20 protein-coding genes and 1 tRNA gene are annotated in these 23,302 nt (G+C 38.1%); 11 read left to right on the forward strand and 10 right to left on the reverse strand.

Annotated features, from left to right (window positions below):
* Positions 1 to 199 precede the first annotated feature (199 nt).
* The 3 genes from ANA7108_RS0105205 to ANA7108_RS0105215 form a co-directional block, all read right to left on the reverse strand.
* A complete protein-coding gene (locus ANA7108_RS0105205) occupies positions 200 to 562 on the reverse strand; it encodes a TSUP family transporter (protein WP_016949710.1) in 363 nt (120 codons plus the stop codon).
* 63 nt (positions 563 to 625) lie between these two features.
* Positions 626 to 1,195, reverse strand: coding sequence for a DoxX family protein (locus ANA7108_RS0105210; RefSeq protein WP_016949711.1), 570 nt, complete (start codon positions 1,193 to 1,195; stop codon positions 626 to 628).
* Positions 1,192 to 2,097 carry an SMP-30/gluconolactonase/LRE family protein gene (locus ANA7108_RS0105215; protein ID WP_016949712.1) on the reverse strand — a complete coding sequence of 302 codons (906 nt, stop codon included), beginning with the start codon at positions 2,095 to 2,097 and terminating at the stop codon, positions 1,192 to 1,194. Before ANA7108_RS0105215 ends, ANA7108_RS0105210 begins: the two co-directional genes overlap by 4 nt.
* Positions 2,098 to 3,060: 963 nt before the next feature.
* Here ANA7108_RS0105215 and ANA7108_RS0105220 point away from each other — a divergent pair.
* Together ANA7108_RS0105220 and ANA7108_RS26835 are read left to right on the forward strand one after the other, a co-directional pair.
* Positions 3,061 to 4,635, forward strand: coding sequence for a GMC oxidoreductase (locus ANA7108_RS0105220; RefSeq protein WP_016949713.1), 1,575 nt, complete (start codon positions 3,061 to 3,063; stop codon positions 4,633 to 4,635).
* 57 nt (positions 4,636 to 4,692) lie between these two features.
* Entirely contained in the window at positions 4,693 to 5,136 is a 444-nt protein-coding gene (locus ANA7108_RS26835) for a hypothetical protein (protein WP_237741484.1), read from the forward strand.
* Positions 5,137 to 5,220: 84 nt separating this feature from the next.
* On the opposite strand, the gene ltrA is transcribed toward ANA7108_RS26835, so the two are convergent.
* Positions 5,221 to 6,903 (reverse strand): group II intron reverse transcriptase/maturase, encoded by a 1,683-nt coding sequence (ltrA, locus tag ANA7108_RS0105230; RefSeq protein ID WP_016949715.1) that lies wholly within the window; start codon positions 6,901 to 6,903, stop codon positions 5,221 to 5,223.
* A 717-nt stretch (positions 6,904 to 7,620) separates the two neighbouring features.
* The gene (gene pyrE / locus ANA7108_RS0105235; RefSeq protein WP_016949716.1) at positions 7,621 to 8,238 is read right to left on the reverse strand and encodes an orotate phosphoribosyltransferase; all 618 of its coding nucleotides are present in this window, start codon (positions 8,236 to 8,238) and stop codon (positions 7,621 to 7,623) included.
* Positions 8,239 to 8,339: 101 nt separating this feature from the next.
* On the opposite strand from pyrE, the gene ANA7108_RS0105240 reads away from it, so the two are divergent.
* From ANA7108_RS0105240 to ANA7108_RS0105260, 5 genes are all read left to right on the forward strand, one after another.
* Complete coding sequence (locus ANA7108_RS0105240; protein WP_016949717.1) at positions 8,340 to 8,774, forward strand: hypothetical protein; 435 nt, start codon at positions 8,340 to 8,342, stop codon at positions 8,772 to 8,774.
* A gap of 188 nt (positions 8,775 to 8,962) precedes the next feature.
* Positions 8,963 to 10,411 (forward strand): hypothetical protein, encoded by a 1,449-nt coding sequence (locus ANA7108_RS0105245; protein WP_016949718.1) that lies wholly within the window; start codon positions 8,963 to 8,965, stop codon positions 10,409 to 10,411.
* Between the two features lie 915 nt (positions 10,412 to 11,326).
* A complete protein-coding gene (locus ANA7108_RS0105250) occupies positions 11,327 to 11,506 on the forward strand; it encodes a hypothetical protein (protein WP_016949719.1) in 180 nt (59 codons plus the stop codon).
* Positions 11,507 to 11,664: 158 nt separating this feature from the next.
* A complete protein-coding gene (locus ANA7108_RS0105255) occupies positions 11,665 to 13,122 on the forward strand; it encodes a phage/plasmid primase, P4 family (RefSeq protein WP_016949720.1) in 1,458 nt (485 codons plus the stop codon).
* 357 nt (positions 13,123 to 13,479) lie between these two features.
* The gene (locus ANA7108_RS0105260) at positions 13,480 to 13,959 is read left to right on the forward strand and encodes a competence protein CoiA family protein (RefSeq protein WP_016949721.1); all 480 of its coding nucleotides are present in this window, start codon (positions 13,480 to 13,482) and stop codon (positions 13,957 to 13,959) included.
* Here ANA7108_RS0105260 and ANA7108_RS0105265 read toward each other — a convergent pair.
* Positions 13,948 to 15,090: an IS4 family transposase gene (locus ANA7108_RS0105265; RefSeq protein ID WP_026103995.1), complete on the reverse strand. Its 1,143-nt coding sequence runs from the start codon at positions 15,088 to 15,090 to the stop codon at positions 13,948 to 13,950. The two genes, ANA7108_RS0105260 and ANA7108_RS0105265, sit on opposite strands and share 12 nt — an antisense overlap.
* A gap of 526 nt (positions 15,091 to 15,616) precedes the next feature.
* Between ANA7108_RS0105265 and ANA7108_RS0105270 the strand changes: the two genes are divergently transcribed.
* Complete coding sequence (locus tag ANA7108_RS0105270; RefSeq protein ID WP_016949723.1) at positions 15,617 to 15,808, forward strand: hypothetical protein; 192 nt, start codon at positions 15,617 to 15,619, stop codon at positions 15,806 to 15,808.
* 386 nt (positions 15,809 to 16,194) lie between these two features.
* Here ANA7108_RS0105270 and ANA7108_RS30815 read toward each other — a convergent pair whose 3' ends face one another.
* The 3 genes from ANA7108_RS30815 to ANA7108_RS0105285 form a co-directional block, all read right to left on the reverse strand.
* Entirely contained in the window at positions 16,195 to 16,602 is a 408-nt protein-coding gene (locus tag ANA7108_RS30815) for a hypothetical protein (protein WP_016949724.1), read from the reverse strand.
* Positions 16,603 to 16,604: 2 nt separating this feature from the next.
* A complete protein-coding gene (locus ANA7108_RS0105280; RefSeq protein ID WP_016949725.1) occupies positions 16,605 to 17,573 on the reverse strand; it encodes a hypothetical protein in 969 nt (322 codons plus the stop codon).
* A gap of 557 nt (positions 17,574 to 18,130) precedes the next feature.
* Positions 18,131 to 18,203 (reverse strand) — tRNA-Ile (locus tag ANA7108_RS0105285).
* Positions 18,204 to 18,519: 316 nt separating this feature from the next.
* Here ANA7108_RS0105285 and ANA7108_RS0105290 point away from each other — a divergent pair.
* Together ANA7108_RS0105290 and ANA7108_RS0105295 are read left to right on the forward strand one after the other, a co-directional pair.
* Positions 18,520 to 19,221 (forward strand): hypothetical protein, encoded by a 702-nt coding sequence (locus ANA7108_RS0105290; protein WP_026103996.1) that lies wholly within the window; start codon positions 18,520 to 18,522, stop codon positions 19,219 to 19,221.
* 54 nt (positions 19,222 to 19,275) lie between these two features.
* Positions 19,276 to 20,628, forward strand: a complete 1,353-nt coding sequence (locus tag ANA7108_RS0105295) for a hemolysin family protein (RefSeq protein WP_016949728.1) — start codon at positions 19,276 to 19,278, stop codon at positions 20,626 to 20,628.
* Positions 20,629 to 20,762: 134 nt separating this feature from the next.
* Here the strand turns inward: ANA7108_RS0105295 and queC are convergent, their stop codons facing one another.
* Entirely contained in the window at positions 20,763 to 21,443 is a 681-nt protein-coding gene (queC, locus tag ANA7108_RS0105300; RefSeq protein ID WP_016949729.1) for a 7-cyano-7-deazaguanine synthase QueC, read from the reverse strand.
* A 524-nt stretch (positions 21,444 to 21,967) separates the two neighbouring features.
* Here queC and ANA7108_RS0105305 point away from each other — a divergent pair.
* A complete protein-coding gene (locus tag ANA7108_RS0105305) occupies positions 21,968 to 23,050 on the forward strand; it encodes a Gfo/Idh/MocA family protein (protein WP_026103997.1) in 1,083 nt (360 codons plus the stop codon).
* Positions 23,051 to 23,302: the final 252 nt, after the last annotated feature.

Here is a 23,302-nt window from a genome sequence, read left to right on the forward strand (position 1 = left end):
AGTCATATTTGATTTTTGAAAAAATTAGGTATTGTAGGGAACTTAGTAGCAATATAGAAGTCATATTTGATTTTTGAAAAAAATTAGGTATTGTAGGGTGCGTCAGATATTACAAATCTGTTTATTAATAGAATTTATGGAGTCTGACGCACCATACGTATCTTTTCATAAATCAAATATTATTCCTATAGCAGGAAGATTAGTCTGAAAATATCATTTTGAGGGCGATAGCTAATATTGCAAATCCAAACACTTTTTCTAAAACATGATTAGATAGTGAAATTGCCAGTTTAGCACCCAAAAACCCTCCCAGAAAAAATCCTAGACAAATGAAAGCTGCTATTTTCAAATCTACATAACCTTGCTGATAATATGCCCACGCAGCAAGTAATCCAATCGGTGGGACTAATAATGCCAATGTTGTACCTTGAGCTTCATGCTGTGATAAACCAAACCAAAAAACTAGAACGGGAACAATCAATACTCCGCCACCAATACCCACCAGCCCACTGATAAATCCTGCTAGTAAACCCAAAAATAAGTAAAGTAAAATGTTAGTCATAATTAAAAAACTTAAATTTAGCAAGACGTTTTATAGATTAGTCTCATACTAGAAATTTAATTTTCACTGTCCAAAAATGAGAGCATCTAGGGAATATGCACCAGGACCAAATACGGCGAGCGCTATCAACATGACACAATACATAAACGCCTTTTCCCAACTTGGCGGTTCACCTTTTCCTAATGGTCCTTGATACTGATCTTCGGAAATTAAATAGGGATCTTTAGCTATAAAAGGTTTGCTTTCAATTAAATGTAATACGATCGCAAACAACATCGAAGCCAAAATCGGCAAAGTTGCCAAAAGTGTGAGAAATCCCAAAATCAGGAATAATCCCCCACCTAACATCGTCCATGCTGACAAAAAGCAAAGAAACACAGGTGTTTTGATAGAATTAGCCCACTGACGCAGATGTAATACTTTAGGATAACCGTGGATCATAAACAAACCACCAACACTAACTCTCAGCAGTAAAAGTGCTAATCCTGAAACTCCGCTAGGATAAGCATGGACAAGAGAACTCAACAGATATGGTCCGAGAAATGGATGATTAACCGCAGCTAATAGAAAAGCGATTCCCTGGGGTAGTATCCACAGCGTAATCGCTAAACCCAGAACAAATTGATAAATCATAACTGGACACCACGGGTATTCAGGTCAATAGCATATAGAGAATGACCAGCGGTAATAAATAAGCGTTCATGTTCTTTCCCGCCAAAAGTTAGATTCGCGCATATTTCTGGTACGAAAATTTTTCCTAATAGAGTCCCGTCAGCGGCGTATATCTGCACACTATCTTGAGAACTAGTAAAAACATTGCCATATTCATCAACCCGAAATCCATCTGGTTGTCCTGGTTCAATAGTTGCGAACACACGGCCATTTTTTACATGGCGATTATCTACAACCTCGTAAACTCGAATATGATGAGGTCCTCCAGGAATATTAAAGGCGGCTGTATCTGAAACATACAAAAGCCTTTCATCTGGACTAAAAGCCAGCCCATTAGGACGTACCATATCAGTGACGACAGGATCAATTTCACCAGTTGCTGGATCAAAGCGATATACGTAACTTCCCGGCTGTTCTTGCTCACCTCCATAACCTTGGTTTGGTTCAGTAATGCCATAGGGAGGGTCAGTAAACCAAATTGTGCGATCGCTTTTAACTACCAAATCATTGGGACTATTGAGGCGTTTACCCTGATAGCGATCAACTAAAACCTGCCATTCCCCATTATGTTCACGGCGGATAATAGCACGCAAACCCGACGAACAGGCAACTAAACGACCCTCTAAATCTCTGTAATTACCGCTTTGGTAATCAGATGGTTCTCGGATCACACTCACGTTCTCAGTCGGACTCCAGCGCAACAGACGATTACCGTGAGCATCACTCCAGATAACGCTATCGTCTTCGTGGAAGTAAACTGGACCCTCGCTATGGACTGCACCATTAGCCAGCTTTTGCAGTGAAGCATCCATCGGGACAATAGCCCGCAAGCGATCATCATAAATTTCCATAGTTTCAGCCATAATTATCTTCTGTTATTTAACTTGGTTACAAAAAAAGGGAACAGGGAACAGGGAACAGGGAACAGACAAGAAACTAAAGTTTAAGAGTTTAGAGCTTCAGTCAAGAAAAAGATGTTTTTACCAGGAGAGTGACACGAAAAAAACAGTGTCATTATTTCAATCTCATGTTTTTAAACATGAGTTTTTTCTGTTCCCTTTTACCCGTTCCCTGTTACCTCTGAAAGCAATTTTTGGAATAACCCAATAGACATTTGTCACCAATTGGGATTTATGCTTTGATAGAAATGCCAAATAAATTTGATTTTTCTAGACTATAATTTCTGGACTAGAAAATATTTTGAAAATCTATTTTTTTGAGAAAGCTATTTTTAAATTAAATTTTTTAACTAAATCTAATTTCAACTTTAGATAAAAGATACAGAAATGCTATTAAACAGTAACCTCTCTTCAGGCAGAAATAGTAACTAATCCATTAGGTAGAAGTCATTTTATTATAAAAGTTTTAATCTAAACATAATAAACTAAGTAGGTTGGCGTTGAAAATTGTCGTTATAGCAAGGCAAGAGGCAAGAGGCAAGAGTAAAGAAGGTTTCAGCGATTTTACGTTTCTTTACACAGTTTGGTTTTATTATGTTCACCTACTTATCTTGACATTATTTGTTGAGCTTTTTAAGTTGAGCTTTTAAAAAATATCTAGCGTTTTCTAGTCTGATGATTACAAATTCATCTGCGTTGATCTGTATTCATCCTTTTCCATCTGCGGTTAATTCTTTCTTCTTGTACTGAATTGAATGAAAACTACTATAGTGCTATGTACTTGAATGAGATAAATCATAAGCCCCCTCCTCGCTTGCGGGTTGGGGGTGAGGTTCTTGTATCTCACTCAACCGAGAACCGTTATATATACTATCAAATTAGCTTTAAATAACTTTATTTACTCATAATTAGTATAAATTACAAATTATGGCGAGTATCAAAGAACATTATGACATCATTATTATCGGTACAGGAGCAGGTGGAGGGACATTAGTTCACCGCCTTGCACCCACAGGTAAAAAAATTCTAGTGCTAGAAAGAGGCGACTTTTTACCGAGAGAGAAAGCTAACTGGAATCCAGAGGAAGTTTATCAAAAACATCATTACCATACTCATGAAGAATGGTATAACCAGGAAGGCAAAGCCTTTCAACCCCAGACAGGTTATTGGGTTGGCGGTAATACTAAACTTTACGGTGCGGCTCTAATTAGATTGCGAGAAAGAGATTTTACAAAGGTAGTTCATAAAGGCGGAATTTCTCCAGAATGGCCTTTAAAATATCAAGATTTTGAGCCGTACTACACACAGGCAGAAAAGTTATATGAGGTGCATGGTAAAGAAGGTGAAGATCCCACAGAACCACCTCGTAGCGAGTCATATCCTTATCCAGCAGTAAGTCATGAACCGGATATGCAAGCAATTGCTGATGGTATCCGCAAACTGGGTTACTATCCCTTTCATTTACCACTAGGATTAAAGCTGAATGAAAGCGATCTCATAAATAGTCGTTGTATTCGTTGCGATACTTTTGATGGATACCCTTGTCTGTTAGGAGCAAAAGCTGATGCTGAGGTAAACGCTATTCGTCCTACCTGGGAAAAGTATAGTAATTTCACTCTTAAAACTAATGCTAAAGTCTTACGACTGCATACTAATGAATCAGGGCGAGAAATCACAAGTGTAGAAACTGAAATCGCCGGCGAAAAACATTATTTTGCCGGTGATATTGTCGTTGTTGCTTGTGGTTCTGTTAACTCTGCTGCCTTGCTGTTACGCTCTGCTAATGATCAACATCCCCAGGGATTAGCTAACAGTTCTGATCAAGTGGGGCGAAATTTCATGAAACAACTGGAAACAGCGATAGTTTCCATCCATTTAGAAGTGAATCACGCCAACTTTCAAAAAACCATCGCTGTTAATGATTTTTATTGGGGAGAGCCAGATTTTCTTTATCCGATGGGTATGGTACAGAATACGGGCAATGTCCTTGCCGATATGATTCCCGCAGAAGCACCGCCATTAATGGCTCCATTGGTTAAATTAATTCCTCACCATGAGCGCCATTTGCTGGCGGAGAGGTCTGTGGGCTGGTGGTTGCAGACAGAAGATTTACCAGATCCAAATAATCGGATTCGAGTTGTGGGTGACAAAATTCATGTTGACTATACAGTAAATAATACTGTGGCTGGCGATCGCTTAATCCATCGTTGGACATCTGTACTCAAAACCATCCCCCGTGCTGCTAAACACGTCCTACCATTTAGTATTTACCCCCGCACTCACTTACCAGAACAAGCAGTTGCTCATCAATGTGGCAGTTGTCGCTTTGGCACAGACCCCAAAACCTCAGTCCTTGATCTCAATTGCCGTACCCATGATATTCATAATCTTTACGTGGTAGATAGTAGTTTTTTTCCTTCCAATTCAGGTGCTAACCCGACATTAACAATTATGGCCAATGCCTTGCGGGTTGGCGATTTTCTGGCAGCAGTGCTTCGTTAACCCATAGCAGACATTACCGCATAATGACTAATTTTTGTAAGCACAAAAAAGGCAAAGATGATGACAAACGATGAACGACAAATTACACCACCGCAACCGGACAATTTAGAAAGGACAAATTCTCTTGAGGGGGCGACAAGTCTAGGTACTGGAGGACTTTCTCCTCAGATAGGATTACTTTTTTTAATATTTGCTACAGGTCTAGGTGCTGTAGGTGGTGGTATGGCCGGAGTCGCACTAGGTCGCTCTCTTAGTGGGAAAACAGGTGCTGCAATTGGTGGGGTTGCAGGGGCAATTGTCGGTGGAGTTGCAGGTAATAAATTAGCAGAGTTGGCTGAGGAATTTACTGAGGAACTTCAGCCCGAAATCGGCTTAGGATTAGGAGCGAATGACAAACCCATTGAACTACCCCCTCACTATTCCTGGGAAGAATTACAAGCATTATCAAAAAACCACACGGTGGAGAAAGTCAACCAAGCCGCTATCAGAAGCCTTAGCTAGGCTAGACTTTGGTCGGGTAGCAGGACTATATCGCTATAATCCCGCCCCCTCAGAACCGGACTTGCGTCTTACGACGCATCCGGCTCAAGCAAGTCTCAAACTACTTGTTGTTCCAGAATGTATTTGCTGATGGCAGTACAGATGTACGAGTTGTAGGTTGCCGTAATTGTCACCACCACCCTGCGATTTGGGCTTTTTATGATGAAGATGTAACTCCTCATCATTTAATAGAGATTCCCCGCATACAGGACAGACATATTGTTGCCTTTGGGCTATCTTCTGTCTACTTTTGATTAATTCGGATTTAGCTTTAGCTTCCTGTCGTTTAATCCAGTAGTCCCTTAAATTGGGGTCATCGGGTGATGATTTACCCTTAACAAGAATGTGCCTTTCAATCTTGAACCAAGTAAATTTCAACATATAGGCTCCGGTTTGTTTATTACCGAATACCCATCGGTCAAATGGTCTATCAAAATTTAGATTCCCCCAATATTTAGCCTTACGCCAGCTATCGGATTTATTTCGATGGGTGCGTTTGGCATACATTTTCTGCTTCTCATATAACCAGTGGTCAAGAGAATTGAAAATTTTTGAGGATACCCCATTTCGGAAGTAATTGGCTTGTCCCCGAATAATCGGATTAAGCTTTTTAACCACTGCATCTACTGGTTTACCTTTACAGTTACGCCATTCGGAACGCAGTTTACTCCGAATATTTAGCACAGACTTTTTGCTAGGTTTAATTAACAGCTTCCATCCAGTTTTAGTAGTTTGGTCTTGATAGTGCCTGATATTGAAACCCAAGAAGTCAAAACCTACTGCAAGATGCGATATTTTGGTTTTCTCCTGGGAGAGGGTAAGCCCCCTGACTTGCATCCAATTATTGAGGATTTGAATAACATTTTCTGCATCTTCAAGTGTTTCACAGAACACCACAAAATCATCGGCGTATCTCACCAAAGCTCTTGCTGCACGGAGTTCTCCATCCTTGTTATATTTAACTCCAAGAGCAGATTCCATGCCATGTAAAGCTATATTCGCTAACAACGTACTGACAACAGACCCTTGCGGTGTACCTGCATCTGTAGGATGCCATGAACCCGCTTCCATATATCCTGCTAGTAGCCATTGTTTAATTAATTCACGGGCTGGAAAGCCTGTTAATCGCTCTAACAGAAAAATATGCGAAATGTTGTCAAAACATTGCGAGATATCTGCATCTACCACCCATTTCTTCCGTTTATTGGGACGGGCGAGGTTATAGATACTGGCAATAGCATCATGGGGGCTGCGTCCTGGTCGGAAACCGTAACTTGACCTTTCAAAAATTGCTTCCCATTCGGGTTCTAAGGCATTTTTAACCATTGCCTGGATGGCACGGTCTTGTATGACTGGGATTCCTAAAGGTCGTTTCTTCCCATTAGCTTTTGGGATGTAAATTCGTCGTGCTGGTGATGATTTCCAGGGAGAATAAACAGTTAATTTATCTACTAACTGACCCCTGGCTGTAGCAGTTTTAACTACTACTTTATCTATTCCTGGTGTGTTTCGACCTCTGTTATACTGCGTCACTTTTCTAACGCTAACTAGGCGATTAGAATGGCTACGTAGCATCAGTTTCTGGAGAGAGCGTACCTTTTTCAGGTTGCCCTCAGTTTTTGCCCTAAAGATTCGTTGTCTCAAATTCCGAACAATCCGATTAGCCTTGCGCCAATTAACGCAATTCCAATCTGTTTGTCCCTTGGTTCTGTTTACAGTTACCTGCATCTAACTTACACCTCGGTTTGAAATCATTACAACGGATATTGGTTGACTCACCTGCTCCCCGTCAGCACCCTTTCAGGTTAGGCATCTGCCCTATCCACCGGGTTATGGATTCCCCTTTCCTTTCGGCTGGTGGCTTTCGCTTTTGGAAGCATCCTTGACCCACTGAAGAATTAGGCTCCCCTCACGGGTTGCTTACTGGGCAAATCCCAGACTTCATTGGGGTTACTACGTTACGCACGGATGAGATTTAATTGGGTAGGGTGTCCTCTCTACACCGGAGTATTTGGTGTCCCAGTTCAACCAAATTGGGGGGCTGAACCTTGACTGAATAATTTTGGGGTATTCAGTGCCTTTACTCGTATCATCGTTTCAGCCTTTTCGATGACCATTTCTAACGATGCCTAAACAAGGATTCATTTACATTCACCCATCCAATCTTTCCTTTGCCCGGTTACATTTCTAGGCTAAATGCTTCCTTGGGCTTTACTTTCCGCTTCACACATCACCGTTACCAGTGACGCATGGGAATGTTAGGAACAGTCTTGGACACCAGACTGGAGGAATCGGTTCCTCACTCATCTTTTGGAAGCTTTATATATAGGGGCTTCCAGCCCTTCGTGCGTCATCGTGTCGCACCCGAAACGGGAAATTTGTACGCTGAGAAAGACGAAGGAATACTCAGTAATTTCCTCCGTGTCTCTCTCCCTTAAGAAAAACTCAATTTATTTCTCGATACCGTTCCTGAAGATCCGTAATTGTAAATAAGGCTACAAATTTCAATCCAGCAGACTGATATAACTCTGCTCCCCCTTGCAGCCTATCTATCAGGGAAATTACAGTATCCACTGTATAACCCGCTGCTTGCAAACGCTCCACCGCCTTGAGTGCAGACTGTCCAGTCGTCACCACATCTTCCAAAACCACCACATTTGCACCCTCTGGCAAAGTCGGACCTTCAATATAAGCCATTGTCCCATGACCTTTAGCTTCTTTGCGAATAATCAAAGCTGGTAAAGGGCGATTTTCATAGACAGAAATCACACTCACCGCTGAGACAATAGGATCAGCCCCCAGCGTTAAACCTGCTACAGCTTGTGTATTTTCAGGTAGCATGGATAACAATAACCTGCCCACAGCCACAGCACCTTGGGGATGAAGTGTTACCTGTTTGCCATTAATATAGTAAGAACTACGTTGTCCAGAAGAAAGAACAAAATCACCTTCTTGATAAGCAAGTTGGCAAAATAAATCTAGTAACTTCTGACGCAGAGTAGTTAAATCTGTAATAGCTGCCCAAATATCTGAATAGGTAGAGGTTTCAGTAGAATAAGTCATTACAAGCTGTTAAAAGTTGTGCTACACCAAAGATTGAACTCATGTGAGTTCTGAAATTAAGCATAAATTAAGATTCGCTCAAAAATTGAGGAGTAGTGAACATGAGTATAAAATTTCAAACCCTGAGTGGATTGTTGTTACTGTTAGCTACTAGTAGCGCTTTTCCTTTAGCTGCATCTGCTGAAATGCAAACAGACAATTATTCACCAATTAATGATACATTCGAGAGAGCTTTTTATCGTAATGATCCTAACTTTTACGACAATGGCAGTTTACAGCGTCAAGTGGATTCTTTAATTGGTCCGGGGAAGAAGTTCGGAACTACTTTCCCTGACAATGAAATTGCCAAAGATGCCGAGTTAGTGAATACTGTCTATCGTGATCTTCTCACTCAACAGGCTATGAATGATCCATATCTTCGCACCCCAGATTTACCCAATCCTTACGATTCTTCCCTGTTGATGTCTCCCCGCTACAATGCTAATAAGCTCAAAGTCGGGACTGAATTCCGTTTTGAAAGTTTTACTTCTCGCTAAGAGGCTGTTTGTTTCTTGAGTACTGAGTAGTTATTTAGTTACTCTCAGGACTCAGGACTTTCTGTAAATATTAAATGCGCCCTGCTGGAATCGAACCAGCCTATCTAGCTGATTCCCGATTTTAGCGGGTTTGGATTACCAGTTTTCTTTCAATTCCGTTCTTACTGATAAGCAGAATTGAGAGAGAAATGAGAGAAACTGAAAAGCAAGTTACAGCAAGCAATCTAACCAGCCACTTAATCGGCTATGAACGCTTATTAGCATTATTCAAAGATATTCAGAAACAAACACCCAAAGGTGTGGGACTGAAACGGGAAGTAAAGGCATCTGGTACATATATATTACTTCAGTTTAAGTTGGGTGATAAGCGAGTAGGTAAAGCGTGTAATTGTGACTTTACTGAAATAGGTATAGTCAAGGCGTTAGAAAAAGCTAACAAGGTAAGTGAAGCGTTAACTAAGTTTAGCAGTGAGACAGAATTTTGCGATTGGTACGATACGGTAATACTTGAGAAGAATGTTGTCAGGAATGATCTGATTACATTTAGTGAAGCAATTAAGCTGGTAGAAGAAAACTATTGGAACAGCTACACAAAGAAGCGTCAAGAGCGAGATAGAAAAAATCCTAGTCATCAATCATGCTGGTATGACACTTATGGGATGTTTTACAAGCTGCTACCACTAAATAACACAGTCAACTATAAGGACATTAAAGCCGTAATTGATAGTAAAGAACGTGGTACTAAGGTATTCAAGCTTTGTATTTGTGCTATGAAAAAGCTTGCTGAAATTGTTGATAATGTCAAGTTACGAGATGAATTAACTAAAATTGATGCCACTCAAACCAAGTTTAAGGAAAATCTCCAAAGCATCTCATTAGATGACTTTCTGAACTTGAGGGAAAGTGTAATTACAGAAGCGTTGAATGATAACAGATGTAATCTTGAATCTAGGCAGTGTTGGCTGTTTGTGTTTTCAATGCAGGTCATTTACGGCATGAGACTACATGAAGTTTTTGCAGTTCAAAATATTAATCAGCCATACAAAACGAAAGATGGGGTGATCATAGCGGCGCTTAATGACCCGAATAATAAAGAAATGATTGCTGTAGTAGGTGATAAAACGCTGTTAGGTACTACGACTAAAACAGGCTACAGGTTAGCACGTCCGATGATTCCACCTACTTATCCTGATTTGATTGAGAAGTTAGATATTAAATCAGGTAAGTTACCAACTATTGAACTTAATTCAGATAATCCAGGTTTCATTAGGAAGTATCTTAGTGATATTGCAAGAAAGTCATTAGTGAGATGGACTAAGGACACAAGATTTACTCAGACTCACGCTTTACGTCATTTAGCTAATCTCAATGGGATGATGGCAGGAATACCGTTAGAAAAAAGAGCAATGTCTTTAGGTCACAGTCCCACTATGAATGATACTGTTTACAAGAAACGTCAAACGACTAAAACGACACTGGACTTACTTACACAGTCAAGTAATCAAGCTATTCCATTACAGTCAGCAGTTGCAATGGCTCAACAGTTAGGTTGTATTGATGATAAGTCAATCAAGTTATTAGCTGCTATCTACAACGTTGCTGAAGTTGAGATTAGTAAAGTTATGGTGGTACGTTAGGTACAACAAGTAGCACAGCTATAACTGCATTATCTTACTGCCAGTAACACCACTTCAAATAAATACAGTAAGAAAAAAAGGGATAGTAATAACAGCTTTACTATCCTTTTATTTTGCGCCATTTAACTATGCACACAATAACTCACTTTAGAATAACGTCATTAAGTTAGTTACAACTAAATGCAGTTAGTGGATTACATCTAACTCAGTTAATAATTAAATGGCTTTAGATTGCAAAATAAAAGCTGCTAAATACGAAATCAAATAACGTGCTTTAATAATGCTCAAATAACTAACGTTATTATTGGGATAACTAAAGTAACGATAACTCACATAACTATAATTACAATAATAGCGATAACAGTTATGTTGATATTGCGATTACGTTAATTAGATTATGCAATCTCAACTAACTAAAACTTGATAACTCAAATAGCGAGTATGAGAAACATGAGTTATGTGATATAAGATGTTAAATTATTATTGTAATCAGCAAAGATAACCAATACTAATGTTACTTATCTATCACCTTATTTTGCAAAACCATTGTAATTTAACCCTTGTGACTAAAAAACAAAATTAATGAGTAGAACTCAAGTATAATTTTTTCAAATACAAAAAACTTACAAAATGTAAACACAACTTGACGATTACGTTTACAATATTAATTGTGAGGAATAAAACAAGCATCTCTGAACCTTGAAAAATGAATATCCAAGACGCTCTGAGGTAACAGAGGCATCGAATAGTCAAGGATGCCGACGGTAGGTAAAAAACGGGCTGAGGATATTCTGCATAGTACCTGACCATACTTGTAGAACAAGTCCGGTTATTCCTTTTCGTAAGAAAGGAAGAGTTATCTATTCAGATAACTAGGTTGTGTTTCTCAAGTTAACTTTAACTATAAAGATAGCAATGACAACTATTAAACAAAACTCTCTAACTCGTGTTGTACCAACTAGATTAACCATTAACGACTATGACCTTTTATCAGATGTTGCCAGACAAAATAAAAGTACAACTTCGGCTTTACTCAGACAGTTAGTGATGAAGTGTATTGAGAAGCAAGATAAAGAAATACCACCACTTGATTAAGTGATGGCATCTCCAAATCTGTTCAAATATACGAAACAAACCAAATTGAGTAACAATCTAACTATGATAAACAATTATAATATAACACTTTTTCCGATAATCAAGACCTAGAAACAACCGAATTAACACAGGAGGAACACAATCTAATACCGCTATTGATGCCACAAAAGTTAGATGCTAATCAACATCTACAAGACAGAGATAATGAAATTGGCATTAGTTCAAAAACTAAACAAGGAATTCCAAAAGCTGATATTTTAGGGGCGGAAATAGCTGAAAAATATAGAGGAAAATGGATATTTAACTGTGAAGCAAATTGTTGGATGGTTTATGAATTAGATCAGGTTGGTATTTGGAGTAAAGTAACCGATTACTATATTGAAGGATTAATTAATAAAGAACTAAAGGAGCAAGAAATCGCTGGTTATGGAGCTTCTAGCTATATAACTAACATTATTAGTAAAGTTAAACTTGAATTGATAGAGGTTGGTTGGAAAGAACAATCTCCTACTGAACTACTACCATTTCAGAACTGCGTATTAGAAATAGCTACAGGAAACACTTTCAATCATTCACCAGAATATCGGTTTACTTGGTGTTTACCCCGTCAATTTGATAACTCTAGTGATGAGTTTCCATTGATCAATCAATGGTTAGATGAGGTTACAGATAATAATGAATCAGTTAAAGAAATTCTATTATGTTACCTAGCTGCAATTCTGAAAGGTCGTTCTGACCTCCAACAGTTCTTGCATTTAGTTGGTTCTGGTGGTACAGGTAAAAGTACATTTGTTAAACTCGCACAATCGCTAATAGGTGATAACAACGTATGTAGCACTACTTTAAAAGACTTTTGTACTAAAGGTTTTGGGGTTGCTAATGCTTTCAAAAAGCGTTTGGTAGTATTTCCAGATCAAGATAGATATAAGGCAGAGGTGCAAAAGTTTAAGTCACTTACAGGACAAGATGAACTTCAGGCAGAAGAAAAATATAAACAACCGTTTCAATTTAGATTTGATGGTATGGTAATCATGGCATCAAACGCTCCTGTTTTTGATGGTTGTAACTTATCTTGGTTGACAAGGAGACAAATTTTAGTTCCTTTCAATAAGACTGTAGATAAAAATAAACGTAGAGATTTAGAAAAAGAGTTTCAACCGGAATTAAACGCATTAACTCAATATCTACTGGATATTTCTGATGATAAAGTTACTCAAGTATTGAGAAACGCAAGCGATAATCCAGAACTCGCTCAACATAATTTGGAACAACAAATAGCTAGTAATCCTATTGCGGGTTGGATTGATGAATGTGTTATTAGAGATGCCAAGAGTAAGTGTCAAGTAGGAAGCGATAAGACAAATAAAAATACTTTATTTGGTAACTATACAGAATGGTGTCGTAAGTCTGGTAATTACGCTCTTAGTTCACGCTACTTTAGCCAAAATCTACTAGACTTTTGCACCTCTACGATGGGGTGGAAAGATATTAAGAAACTACGTAATAAAAAGTGTAATTTGATTGACGGGTTGAGATTACGTGAGGCTGGTAAGGATGATCATCTTCTTTCACCACTAGAAGTCAGTGTAGAGTGCAACCTACACAGTGAAGGGTGAGGTGTAGCGTTGTAACCCAGTCACCATAAGGGTTGTGTAGGTTGTGTAGGGTCAGAGTATTATTCCTTTTATATTATTTATTGAGGGATGATACTCTGAGATAAAAACAAAATATGTTCAAATAATTACATAAAGATGTATCTATCACCCTACACACTCTACATAATCCAGTCACAATAAGGATTACAACTATACACCCAATCCTACACAATGTAGTGTCAACTGTACACACCCAAAACAATAGTGGTGAGTAGGTTTATTAATTTCTGTTGATTACTGTGATGTCTTAGTTAATACTGAAATACTCTAGCTATAGGTGGTATAAATAAAATAAAGAAACCATTACAGGAATTGGGTATGGATAATGCAATCTCAATATATCTAGGTGGTGAAGAAGTTTATGCAAAGAACTGTAATTTTAATTCATATTTAGAACTTGGTTTAATTTGTCCTGTTTGTGAGCAAGAAGTTTATCTAAGAAGGGGTGATATTAAAGAACCTTATTTTGCTCACTTTCATGCTAGTAATTATAGACAAGTGAAACAATGTAGCCGGAGAGTATCATCAGATGAAACTGCTACAGAAACAAATGAATTTATTGAAGATAGGGGACAAAGATTAAAGATATTTCAAGATCATTTTTTAAGTAAATTTTCTATTGAAAACTCGAAAATTGTTGATGACGTAAATTTTAAAAAATGGATTAATTCAAAAAAAGGTGGAAACAATAAAGCAATCAATAATATTCTTCTAGAAAGTGTTGAGTATTTTATAATATATCGACAACAAATGACAGATAAATATCTGAAGGGGGGACAAAATCAACTAAAAGACTGACTGTATAAGGTTCATAGCTCTTAGACCTTGTTGATAATACTTGCGCTTATTAGGATTAAGTCTCATTAATTGGGCTACTAAAGGTTGACAATTATCCATAAAACTGATCCAAGTATAACCATATAGACCAATATAAAAACTGCTATGTCGTCTGGTACTACGGCTGTTTTCTTTAACTCTTCCGACATATTCTTGTACTCCCTTGCGTTTAATTTGTTGTCCCTGAATTGTGGCTGATGTGTAGGCAATAGCTATTAATAAAATTAGTGAAATCAACCGTTCTCCCGTGACTTTCGTATCTTCTAAATTATAACCTCCTGTTTTAAAATCTCTAAACATTTCCTCAATATCAAAGCGTTGTTTATAAGCTGTAATAGCTGCTCCTAACTCTGGTAAATCTGTGAGAATAAACCATCCTTCTTTTGGTGCTATACCCTGGAGTTTCCTTTTCCATTTACAGGCTAAATTAAAATATCCAAAACCTCTAAGTTTCGTAACTTTAACTCCCGGCAAAAATAACGATAATCCCGGTGCTAATCCCAAATCTTTCAACTCTAACCAAATATCTGATTCTTTTTTGACAAATTCATTCTTTCTTAACCTTAAACAAAAGCTTAAACCTTGCTGCTTCAACCAGTTCGCTAATTTGACAGAACAGAATTCTCTATCTCCTAATACACATATTTTATATTTTTTTACTATCGCTAAAATCTCGGTCAACGCTTCTGTTTGTTGTTTGAGATTGCTATTTCCTTTTTGCTTCAATAATTCAAAATATATCGGTATTGCTCGTTTCTCCCACACCATGCTGATCATTAATAAATTTATACATGACCATTTAGTCCGGTCTATTACTAGATATATTGTTTCTTTCTCTTGAAGGTATGTCTCTAACCAGACTTCAATTATGGGTAACCATATCTTCTTTATTGTTAATTTTGGCAATGATAAAAATCTTTGTATTTTTCTGCGTCTACTTTCAAATTTTATGGGTATTGGTAAGGCATTCGCTAAACTTTCTAGACTTACCTGTTTAATTGACTGTAAAATCTGAAGCAGGATTTTTAACAATAGGTATTCTGCTAGACTTAATTGACTTCTGAGATGGTTTTGATAGAATGTTGGTATCATTTTCATTAGATAGGTCTTATTGACAATACTTGACCTATCTTTTTTTACCATAAATCGTCACATTCTTTACATTGCCTTGCTTTCAGCCTTGTTTGTCTCCCCTTCAGCTTATCAAGTTATGGGTAAAGATAGATTTAAATTTCCTGTAAGTGGTGATCAATTAGAGGAAATGAAGTAGTTATTTATTGACATAGTTATTTAAATAACTATTATATCTATCAAGCTATTCTATTTAATTGTTATAACTGTTATTTACTTAATTATTAATTGAGATAACAATGGATTAACTTAAATAATGAACAACTTAATCATTTAATTTGTAAGTTAGATGAAGATGAATTAGAGTAATTTTATTATGGTGATATTAACCATCATTAATATCAACAAAAGAATGATATTTAATTATTCAATAAAGTGACTTAATAATTAATATCGTATCAAATCACTTGGTTTATCTAGTTCTAATACTACTCATACATCAACATTAGTTATTAAACAACCAACTATAACTAAGTTCGATAATTTGATGGTTAGTCCACCGGATTATCAATTAGCTAAACAATACCAAATAGGAAATCGCCGCATTACTTATTTTTCTTACTCTGATGAATTTATTGTTGAACGAGTTGATGATGAGTCAAGCAAACAACTGTTCCCTAAATATAAAGTAGATAAATTATTTAGATTGTTAATAGATATGCTAATACATATAATTTAAATGGACTATTCCTATAAGTGGATAATAATTACTTTAACTAACTGTTTTAGCTTTGATACCACTAACTAAGTTTGTTATCTTAACCAATGACGAACTTCCTTAGCTGTACCTAATACAGTGCCAAGTAAATCTCTAGTTCCTCTAGATACTTTTAATATGTTTTTTACTTTGTCGTGGGTACTAGATGTATGTTGTTTAATTCGTTTGTTCTTACTGCCTTTACGTCTACCACGTTTAAAGGTAATTATGGAGTAATCAGATAATAGAAACATTATTGTAGTATTATTTATAGATTAATGATTATTCATATCTTAACTAAAAATAAAACCTCCTTAATCATGAGATAAAGAGGTTAATCTTATTAATACAATTGTGGTATTAGACAATCAGAATGTCCATTCGTGATCTGGGTCTTCAAGAGCAGCTTGAACATTTGCTAAATTTGATAGTTCTTTAAAAGGACTGGATTTAGCAATTTCCGTAATTGAATTTAAAGTCAAAGCTAGTTGTTCGTTATTACCTGATGCGATTGCATCATCCACCACAGTGAATAATGAGCGAAAGTTTTTTTCACGTTCATCAAAAGAGCGATCAAGATATCCTATTAGAAACTCTCGTAAAGTGTTAATCTTGCGTACTGTTGTTCTTTCCCAAGCATCAATCTCACGTCGCTTTGTTTGTTCTTGTTCAGCTATTTTCAAGTAATCTGTGTATGCTTCAACTAATTGTTGAAGGCAATCATTAGGATTTACTACTTCATTAAATGCTGCTTTAACAACTTTTTTAACAGTCATTATTAACTAGCTCCTAATGTACGATACTTAGATTGAACAGTAGCAGTAGCAGGATTCAGCTTACCTTCACTATCTAAAATCGGGGTTTTCATAATTTCAGCAAGTGCTTTAATTAGAAGTGCTACTTGTTGGAACTTAGCAGCATCACGTTTGCGATCAAAAGGTTGAGATTCTAACTGATTAAGGCTAACAACAGCACATTTATTCAAACTGTCTACTACGACACTTAATTCATCAATTCTGCGTCTTACTTGTTGTAGAAATTCTTTAGCAGTTTCAAGTTTTGCGATTTCGACATTAACTTTAGCTTCGTATTCTCTTGCCTCTGTCAAAGCTTTTTCACCTTTGCCAGCAATTACAAAACCTCCAACAGCTAAGGCTGGTGCGACTGTAATACCACCCAAAACAACAGTACCAAGTGCCATGCCACCACCACCAGCAGCTAGTGAACCACCACCCAGCCAAGCTAAAGTGGCATTCCAAGCGGCTGCCCCACTTAACCCTGAAATAGCTGCACCCGTACTAGCAACGCCTACAGATGTTGCAAGACCTGTTGCAGCTTGACCTGCTGCTGCACCTGCCACAACTGCTTTAATTCCACCTTTAAAAAACCGTTCAGCTTCCATCACATCAGTTTTGTATTCTTGAATCTGCTGAACAGATATTCCTTCCAACCCTTCTAAAAACTCCGTATCTTGTTTTGCGCGTTGTCCGATTTGCTCAATAAAAGCTACAAAACGCCCAATTGTATCAATCTTGACATTTAACTGTTGTTGACCATATTCTTCTGCCAACTTATTAGTAGTTTCCCAGTCTGATTGCAACTGATTGACAGCTTGTTCATGCCGTTTCTTAGCGCGTTGACCAATTTCATTTGCGTCTTTCATGTTGTCAACGCCTTCTTTACCTTTAACTACTCCATAAGCAGCAGTTCCCAAAGCTATAGCACCGAGGATGAATGGTATCGGCATAAATTACTTCTAATTGTTATTTATTACATTCTAAATACATAATATCCATTAACTAATGCAAAATAAGGCATTACAAAACATTTAAACTATTTATGTTTCATATAGTTTCTATTCCTAATGATGAGATTGATAAATATTTGCTTTTTTCTATCTCAATGCTACTGTTGTTACATAAATAAGCTTTGTATTGACTTGATTAAATGTAGTCCTAAATTTAATCTTCCTATATGCCTCTAAAACAGCCAATATCACCTTTGCATCACTGTTTCTACCTGAAACTCAAAACAGAGGCATTAGCAGGTCAATATGGCGTGATTAGTTATCTGATATGGTTGTCTGCTAAATAAATATAAGATGAATAGATAAAATCAACACTAATTAATTAGTTACTCTTATGTAATAGCCAGATGCAATAATTTTATCTCAATCAACCAATTACCCGTAAGTAGTTGTTTGGGGATACAATGGTTGTATTGAGAGAAAACTGAGAGAAAGTAAGTAGTTAAGTAACTACTCACCAAATCCAAAAAGCTTATTATATATAGGTTTTCGTTAAATGCGCCCTGCTGGAATCGAACCAGCCTGAAGACGAATTATGAGTTCGTTGCCTCCCCAATCGGCCAAAGGCGCTCGTCGTGTTAGATTTTGATCTATCTTAGATTAACTTAAATGTCAATCTTGGCTTGTGATTCTCATCTTAGAGAAAATGCACTCTTGTAAGTATAGCATGATTTTATAACTTTGAACAATTGAAAACAATATTACCCGATTCTAAATTTAAAATATGACAGATAATCAATGCCAAGCAGCGCAAATCGCTTTCGGCATGGAGAGTGTCAATAAGAAATAGAGCAGACTAATATTGATTAAGTTCCTGTGAGGATTGAGGTTCAAAGCTTCAATACTTTTAAATAGACTAGGCTTCTTCTGTAATAGCTTGTCAGCGATGAAAATAAATTCCACTGTAGTTCTGACGTTGATTTTGTTAACCCTAATGTTGGGTTCAGGTTCTGTGAGTGCATTTTTGGGCTTCACTATGGGAAGTTCTGCACTCAAGGGTGTTACCTCACCAGATGGTCGTCCCACCACTAAATTTGCCAGCAATAAGAGTAATAACGCCCAACAGGGTGGAATAAGTCTTTTAAAGGAGGATGAGATTCTTAAGAATGTCAAATCGCGGATTAATGGTAATGCCAATACTAGCAACACAAAAAAGCTAGATGACGATGACGATGAAACCAAAAACAAGAAGCCTGAACCTAAGGAAACTCCCCAAGAGGTGATTTCGGAAAAACTTCAACCTGGATTTCCGGTAGCTGCTGAAAGTGAAGGTGTAAGTCTATCTGTACAATCGGCTCGTTACTCTGGTGGTGATTTATTACTAAAAGTGAAAATGCAAAATAAAGGTGCTGATTCAGTGCGCTTTTTGTACAGTTTTCTAGATGTTACTGATGATAAAGGCAGAACACTGAGCGCTATCACAGAAGGGTTGCCCGCAGAATTACCTGCTAAGAGTTCGACATTTACAGGTACAGTGAGTATTCCCACAGCCTTACTGGATGATGTCAGGAATATATCACTAGCACTGACGGATTATCCTGCTCAAAACCTGAAGTTACAGGTGTCCGATATTCCTGTAGAAAAATAGAAATGCTATTGTTAGCGTTTTAGTATCGGCGTAATTTTTACACGAGCTTTAGCGGTGAGTGGTTTTCCTAATTTAAGTTGGACAGATGTAGGGTTACGATTGTTATCAGTGCTACTGCTGATTGCTATTAATGCCTTTTTTGTCACGGCGGAGTTCTCAATGGTGACAGTGCGACGAACACGTATCCACCAGCTGGTTCAGGCTGGTGATATGCCAGCGATCGCAGTGGAAATGTTACAACGTAGTATTGACAGGCTGCTATCTACTGCCCAGTTAGGGATTACTCTCTCTAGTTTGGCATTAGGTTGGATTGGAGAAGGTACGATTGTTGTACTGATGGATGCCTGGTTAAAATCCTGGTCTTTACCCATAGGAGTGAGTAACTTCTTTGCTCATTCCCTATCAGTGCCGATTACTTTCTTCTTGATTGCTTATTTGCAAATTGTATTCGGGGAACTATTTCCTAAATCGGTGGCTATGCTGTATTCAGAACAGCTGGCAAGGTTTTTGGCACCTTCAGTTAAAGCGATTGTCCGTTTTTTCAGTCCTTTTATTTGGATTCTCAACCAATCCACTCGCTACCTATTGCGATTATTTGGTATTCAATATACAGGACAAAGTTGGAGACCCCCAGTCACCCCGGAAGAATTACAACTGATTATATCAACAGAAAGAGAATCCACAGGTTTAGAGTCATCAGAGCGACAACTGTTGAATAACGTCTTTGAGTTTGGAGATATAACAGCAGAAGATGTGATGATTCCCCGTACCAGCATTATCGCTTTACCAGAAGATGCCACCTTTGGGATATTACTTCAGCAAATTACATCCATTGGTCATTCCCGTTATCCCATTATTGGCGAATCTTTAGATGACATTCTTGGCATTGTTTATTTTCAAGATTTAGCACAACCTTTAGCTGCGGGAAAGCTGAGTTTAGAGACACAAATCCAATCTTGGATGCGTCCCCCCCGGTTTGTCCCTGAACAGACACTTTTGAGTGAACTATTGCCAATGATGCAGCAAGAGAAACCAGCTATGGTGATGGTAGTGAATGAATTTGGCGGTACTGTAGGATTGGTGACCATCCAAGATGTAATTGCCGAAATTATTGGTAATGCAGGTGAATCGGAAAGCAGCGACGACTTGCTGATCCAAATGGTAGACAAGCAAACATTTTTAGTGCAAGCACAGGTAAATCTAGAAGAACTCAACGAAGTTTTACATCTCAATTTACCATTGATGAGGGAATATCAGACCTTGGGCGGCTTTTTGCTATATCAATGGCAAAAGATCCCCACTAAAGGGGAAATCTTCAACTATGAAAATCTTGAATTCACCGTCATGTTAGTCATTGGACCACGCCTACACCAAATTCAAATTCGACGTTTAGAAGGTGACAGGTAGAAGAAGTGGGGGAGGCAGAGAGCAAGGGAAAAAAATTACATAATTCGTCATTCGTAATTCAGTTTTGCAATAGTTAATTCTTTCTCCTGAACTCAATACTCAGCACTCAGCACTCAATACTCAGCACTCAGCACTCAGTACTGAGCATAAGGAACTAAATCATGTAATCCCAATTCAGCGAAAGCTGCTAAACGCAACCGACAGGAATCACAGACACCACAGGCAACATCACCACCAGCATAGCAAGACCAAGTTAGCTCCCAAGGTACACCCAACTGGTTGCCTAATTGGATAATTTCAGTTTTTTTCAAATTAATCAGCGGTGCAACAATTTCAATTGGTTCTCCTTCTCGTCCTTGTTTGGTTCCCAAGCGAAAGACTTCTTGCATAGCTTGGATATAATCAAGACGACAATCAGGATATCCAGAGTAATCTAAGGCATTCACGCCGATGTAGACACGTTGAGCGCCTATAGTTTCAGCATAGCCCAAAGCAAAGCTTAAAAAGATGGTATTACGGGCAGGGACGTAGGTGACAGGAATGTTTTGAGACATTTCATCTAAAGACCGTTCCTGAGGTAGAGCGATCGCATTATCCGTGAGCGCTGAACCACCCCATAGCCGTAAATCAAAATTCACTACCTGATGTTTTACTACCCCAAATGCTTGAGCAATCAGCAAGGCCGACTGTAACTCTCGTTGGTGTCGCTGCTGATAATCAAAGGAAATGGCGTAACATTCACAACCATCCGCCCTTGCTTGGTAGAGAACTGTAGAAGAATCTAATCCCCCAGACAACAGAATTACAGCTTTCATCACTCAAAACAGCCCCAGAAAATCATTAACACCAATTTCACCCAAAAGGTGAGACAATCAACAAAATGCAACAAGCTAAACAGTAAATATGAAAATAAACTAATTCCCGGTATCGGATGTAACTATTTTGCTGAAGATTATACTTACAGCATTAGTTATTAAACTGTTTGTAATTTTACTAGCAATAAGCGTGATTAATTTACTAAGGGTAAAAATAGGTAATTATCTCAGTAATTAACTACCTGACTACCACCTGTGAATTTACACTTAAGTCTTACAGAGCTTGTAAAGTCAACAAAACAACACATTGTCTTTTTTGTAATTTACAAAAAGTAGACTAATGAAGAACTATCTATCCAAAAGATAGCCAGATAGTGGGAACTGAACACAAACTTTGAAATTCTTCATAAATAGAACCACTATGTTACCATCTGGATGGTTTTAGACGGATCGTACATGGTACTTGAGTATAAAGACCAACGACCGTAGCGGCTCTAAATTTGGTGGTTGAGGAGAAAATAATAGTGCAAAATAGCATGTCAGTGGCAGAACCAAATCTATATTCACAGCGCAACCAGCCACGAGCAATCCGCATAGGCGTGATTGGGGTGGGTAACATGGGACAACATCATACCCGCGTCCTGAGTTCAATGAAAGATGTTGAACTAATAGGCGTGTCAGATATTAACGTTGAGCGGGGCTTAGAAACCGCCAGCAAATACAAAGTCCGTTTTTTTGAAGATTACTCTGATCTACTACCCCATGTAGATGCAGTCTGTATTGCTGTACCCACCCGATTACATTATGCCGTAGGCATCAACTGCCTGTTAGCCGGAATTCATGTTTTGATTGAGAAACCAATCGCTGCGAGTATTTCCGAGGCTGAGTCTCTGGTGAATGCGGCTGCTGAGTCTCAATGTATTTTGCAAGTAGGTCATATTGAGCGTTTTAATCCAGCATTTAGAGAATTGAGCCAAGTCCTCAAAACAGAGGAAGTGCTGGCGCTAGAAGCTCATCGGATGAGTCCTTATTCAGCCCGAGCTAATGATGTTTCAGTAGTGCTGGATTTAATGATCCATGACATTGACCTACTTCTAGAATTAGCTGGTTCTCCCGTGGTGAAATTGACAGCTAATGGTACTCGTTCCCTAGACTCTGGTTATTTAGATTATGTGACTGCTACTTTGGGTTTTGCCAATGGTGTCGTCGCTACTCTGACGGCTAGTAAAGTGACTCACCGCAAAATTCGCCGTATTGTCGCCCATTGCAAAAACTCATTCACTGAAGCAGATTTTCTCAAGAATGAAATTTTGATTCATCGCCAAACTAACACCAATTCTCTCAATGAGCATCGTCAAGTCCTTTACAGGCAAGATGGTTTGATAGAAAAAGTCTATACTAGTAATATTCAACCTCTCAGTGCAGAGTTAGAACATTTTGTCAACTGTGTGCATGGTGGCAATCAGCCTTCGGTTGGTGGTGAACAGGCTCTAAAAGCTTTAAGGTTAGCCAGTTTAATCGAGCAGATGGCTGTGGAAGAGCGGGTTTGGAACCCATTAGACTGGCAATCGGAATCGAGAGTACAATCATTAACTCCAACTGCCTAAACAATGGCGAAGCAAGACAAAATTAAAAATTTGATTTTGTCTTCGCTTCTCCCTAACTGACTTAAATACATAATCCTGAATAGTACTACTGAGATAAGTCTACTAATGTACTCAGGATGCTGATTAAGTATTAAGTATGAACTTGTGGACAAACACTCTGGGCGTGTATCCAACATAGTGATTGGGGATCTAGTTCTTATATTTTTTTGGTATTCAAGCGCAAGCGAGAAGGAACTAGAAACTGAAGCACTA

This window comes from Anabaena sp. PCC 7108 (genome assembly GCF_000332135.1).
In the GTDB taxonomy this organism is placed as follows: domain Bacteria; phylum Cyanobacteriota; class Cyanobacteriia; order Cyanobacteriales; family Nostocaceae; genus Anabaena.